Source organism: Nostoc favosum CHAB5714, from assembly GCF_020829495.1.
In the GTDB taxonomy this organism is placed as follows: Bacteria; Cyanobacteriota; Cyanobacteriia; order Cyanobacteriales; family Nostocaceae; genus Nostoc; species Nostoc favosum.
In genome coordinates, this window is the sequence record NZ_JAIVFQ010000212.1 from 1 (window position 1) to 4006 (window position 4006).

The window sequence follows — 4006 nt, forward strand, 5'->3', positions numbered from 1 at the left end:
CGATGGGAAACTGCTACATTCATGACTCGATGAACCAGTTTGGAATCATAGTAAGTATCTCTCTCTACTGTTTTTATTGCATCATCAATTAATCCTTCATGGAGGAAAATATCGACTTGAGCTTCTCTTGTTCCCCAATCTGGCTGATCTCGCAGTGTTTGCAGTAAATCTTGTTTGAGCGTCAACCAAGTTTCTCCTGCATAGTCTTGAATCTTACCATAGTCTCGAAACGATGGTCTGATTTTAAAAGCAATGATGCTGGCAGTTAACGCAGTGGCATTATCTTCTAATCCTTGGGCTAAATCACTTGTCCAAGTAGCAAATTCATACAAACAGTTACCTGTTAAATTTATACCAGCAATACATATTTCTAACGCTTCAACCAAATACCCATCTTCTCGCAATATTTTTGCCAATGCAAAACCCTCTTCTGCTTTTTCCATCAGGATTTTAGCCGCAGACATGGCTTCTTCTACTCTTCCCAAAGCTGCTAATTGCGTTAGGTATTGCAGAGTCATTTCTTCTGCTAAAGCTAGATTTAAATACTCTGTGTAACGATTTTGACGTTCAAGAATTTGCAAGCGAATCAATGCTAAATCATCAGCAAAGCTTGGTCGTTCATTTTCCCAAAGTTCTGCGGTATCATCTCCTTGCATAATTTGTTGCAGTGGTTCATAATCCCAACCTTGACGCAATGCTTCTAAACTCATACTAAAGTCTGCACTGATTTCGTCTTGCCATGATTCCAACATCAACTGCAAATCTACTATTTCTCCTGTAGACATTTCTGCACACAAAATTGCTTCTGTCCACGCGCTATCAAGAGGTTCTACGATGGAATAACTGTCTCCACCGTAATCTAGCAACTCGTCCCATTCTTGGGCATAAGTTTCGGTAATAGCTTCGAGAATTGCGATGGCATTATTGCCATCTCCATTTTCTGCTAACTCTCGCGCTTTCTCAATTACAACCAGTAAATCATCTGTAAATGGGTCTTCTTCTGAACCATACTCTAATTCTTTCAATCCATCCCGCAGAATCCGCTTGACATGAGAGCGAAAAGGTGATGTGTCAATTTTGCTTTGACGGGTAGAAGACTGTTTTGTTTTTGGTTTTGGCAAGTCTATTAAACTTACAAACTCATCAATATCATCAATTAGTTCTGGTCTATTTTCCACCAGTTCTTGCAGTAATCGCTGTGTTTGAAGAATATCAAGGCGATTTAATAATTGTTCTAGTGTTGAACGTTCTTCAATCCTATCTGATTGACGCGAACAGCTTAATAAGGTGGCAACAATATGTTTGCACCAACCATCATAATCATAAGGGCAAGTACAACTTGCTGAGGTAATTCCACCTGCATCAAAACGAATACTGACTTGATATGGTGTAATTTCGCCACCTTCTACCTCTGCTTGAATCAAATTACCTCGTTTTTTGAGATCGGCAATCGCACGCAAAAACTTAATTATGATTCCCATAAACCACAGTCGCCGAAATCTTCAAGTACCCTGCATCACGGCTATAACCCAATGTTTTGCCAATCAAACTAAGAACCTGATAGGGGACGAGGTCTTTGCACAGTTTGCACCTCCTGAATGACCTTTTTTGAATTCAAAATTCAAAATTCAAAATTAAAAATTAAAAATTAAAAATGCGAAATGAAGAAGAAATAAAATTTTGGAATTGATTAATTCATTGATTAATTCTGAGTACAAGCCCCCGCCACAATGTTTGATTTGGCGGTCAACAAGAGAGTGGTGAGTTCAGAGCTAACACTAATTGTCTTTAATTTTGAATTAATAATTTTGAATTTTGAATTGTTTTGACTTCTAAACAGTAGAGTTACTTTTTACCAGTTTGAGTTAGGTTAGGGCGAATGAGCGCACTGCTTCACTCACTTTCGTGCGCTCACTCAAAACCTTGAGACAACAAATCATCCGGCTATGTCTTTACCACTCTTGTAAGTCATAGCTCTGGGTTTTCTCTTCTTGAGAGGGACTACTTTCGATTGCTTGGGTGCTTGTGGCGGACGGCATTTTTCACAGTAGAGCGGTCGCACACCAAAGGTTTCTCGTTGTGTGGGTTGTTCGCACTGCTTACACACAAAGTTAAAAACGCGAGTATGAATTTCCCGCTTGTGCGCTCTGACGGTGTACTCTCGGACTTCAATAGTTTTGCTGGGCATCGGTTCTTTCTTCGATGTTCTATTTCTAAGGATAGTTTCTGGCATCAATATATTCATGCACCATTTGATTTAAACAGTGATAATCTGATGGTTTTTCGCCAGGGATTAAGCAGAGGCGATGCCACCCGAAAGTGCGGGTACGCCATCGCACTCCTGACAGCGCTAATTGGAGGCATCTTTAACAGCAGTGGTGATTTGTTTCTAGTCTTTGGAGTAGCGAGTTCGACTCATATAAATGAAATTAGAGTCCAACAACCCTTAGTTAATCCTAATTAAGAAGATAGTCTTTGATATTATTTTGATGAGAGCGCAAAATTTTCAAAGCAAGATGTTCAGTTTTACGAATTGTTTCCAGGCTTTGATTTAGGCGTTTTGCAACTTGACTCAAAGTCAGTTCCTGATTATCTTCCAATCCAAAACGTAGAGTCAATACTTCTCGTTGCCTTGGATTGAGCAATGTCAGCAACTTGCTCAAGTCTTGGTGTAAAAGCTCAAGAGTTATTTGCTCATCTAGAGAAATACCATCCATCGGTAAAATATCAGCTAGTTCAGTTTCACGCTCATCTCCAACTCGCATTTCTAGCGAGACTGGAGTGCGGGAAACGTGAAGATATTCCCGTATTTGATTGGGCAATACATTTAAGGATTCAGCTATTTCTGCTACAACTGGAGGACGACCCAAAGATTGAGACAGTTGCTGCTGTACTCTCCTGATTTTGTTTAATTTCTCGTTGATATGGATTGGCAGACGGATAGTGCGAGACTTTTCTCCAATCGCCCGTGTAATTGACTGCTTAATCCACCAGCCGTCTCCAATTCGCAATTCGCAATTCGCAATTCGCAATTAATAATACCCCACGCATTCATGTGGAGGCTTGAATATTGACACTACAGCGTATTTCAGGTAAATGAGGTACACGGGTAGGGGCACAACATATTGTGTTCCTACGATTATCTGTACCTAACCAAGTTGCAATTTGCTGTATATGTTTTGTTTCTTTTCATAATTGAAATTAGGGGTTTTGACTCCAAGGTGAACCAATTATCAATTACGTCCGCAATTGCGAATTGCGAATTGCGAATTGCGAATTGTTATTGGTTGGCGGTTTAGTTGAAGTGCGAGGCTTGAACGCTGTTCTTCAATCGCCATCATCTGCTGCACAAGCCTAGCGTTTGTAATTTCTTGCTCAGGAGTTAGCAGAGGGTAGCGTCCGATTTCTTTGAGGTAGGAGCGAACTAAGTCGGTAGTTGGGCTGGGCATACTTTCAATTAATTGTGAGGAATACTTTTATTTTTCGTTTGGATATAATCTTTTATTTCAAGAATTAGCTAGTAAATTAAATATTAACCATAGACTTAAATCAATGTTTATCTTTTGGCAATAAGTTCATAAATATGATACTTGAAATCTTCAAACAGGTAAATACTAAAATCTGGTTTATTTTATAAATAAGCTTTAAAATTACGAAAAAGTTTGGCTGAGTTAAATCAGAGAGACGCTACGCTAAATTTAGAGTGAAGTCCTCTCTTCAAGAGAGGACTTGTTCAAATCCGCTTCATATTTGAACAAGGCTTAAAAACGCTTTGCGTAAATCAATTGAAAAATCCAAATACTTAGTTGAGAAATAATCATGGATATGCAATCTCTACTCACCTTGGCAATCGTAGTCATCTTTTGGGCATTTGTTACTGGGAGCATCCCAGTTTTTGCAAAGAGCGCGAAAATCAGTCAGGATAAGTATGATGAGTGTATTTATCTACCGATGACTCCCGAACAAAAGCAAGCACTTCAAGAACATATTCAGGCGATCGCTAAAA

General features: G+C 39.3%; 6 protein-coding genes. 2 read left to right on the forward strand and 4 right to left on the reverse strand.

Features of this window, described 5'->3' with window-relative positions; all coding sequences use genetic code 11:
- Together LC586_RS39840 and LC586_RS39845 are read right to left on the reverse strand one after the other, a co-directional pair.
- On the reverse strand, positions 1-1481 hold a 1481-nt coding region (locus LC586_RS39840), incomplete at its 3' end, for an SWIM zinc finger family protein (RefSeq protein WP_229491281.1).
- Between the two features lie 455 nt (positions 1482-1936).
- Positions 1937-2188, reverse strand: coding sequence for a hypothetical protein (locus LC586_RS39845; protein WP_229491286.1), 252 nt, complete (start codon positions 2186-2188; stop codon positions 1937-1939).
- Positions 2189-2275: 87 nt separating this feature from the next.
- Between LC586_RS39845 and LC586_RS39850 the strand changes: the two genes are divergently transcribed.
- A complete protein-coding gene (locus LC586_RS39850; protein ID WP_229491282.1) occupies positions 2276-2464 on the forward strand; it encodes a hypothetical protein in 189 nt (62 codons plus the stop codon).
- Here the strand turns inward: LC586_RS39850 and LC586_RS39855 are convergent.
- Positions 2457-3032, reverse strand: a complete 576-nt coding sequence (locus LC586_RS39855) for a sigma-70 family RNA polymerase sigma factor (RefSeq protein ID WP_229491283.1) — start codon at positions 3030-3032, stop codon at positions 2457-2459. The two genes, LC586_RS39850 and LC586_RS39855, sit on opposite strands and share 8 nt — an antisense overlap.
- Positions 3033-3233: 201 nt before the next feature.
- Complete coding sequence (locus LC586_RS39860) at positions 3234-3449, reverse strand: sigma-70 factor domain-containing protein (RefSeq protein WP_229491284.1); 216 nt, start codon at positions 3447-3449, stop codon at positions 3234-3236.
- 370 nt (positions 3450-3819) lie between these two features.
- Between LC586_RS39860 and LC586_RS39865 the strand changes: the two genes are divergently transcribed.
- Positions 3820-4006, forward strand: a 187-nt coding sequence (locus tag LC586_RS39865; RefSeq protein WP_229491285.1) for a hypothetical protein, incomplete at its 3' end; no start/stop codon positions are given.

Excerpts from the sequence above, each read along its gene's own strand:
- LC586_RS39860 (WP_229491284.1), bottom strand. The coding sequence starts at position 3,449 with ATGCCCAGCCCAACTACCGACTTAGTTCGCTCCTACCTCAAAGAAATC.
- LC586_RS39845 (WP_229491286.1), bottom strand. The coding sequence starts at position 2,188 with ATGCCCAGCAAAACTATTGAAGTCCGAGAGTACACCGTCAGAGCGCAC.
- LC586_RS39850 (WP_229491282.1), top strand. The coding sequence starts at position 2,276 with ATGGTTTTTCGCCAGGGATTAAGCAGAGGCGATGCCACCCGAAAGTGC.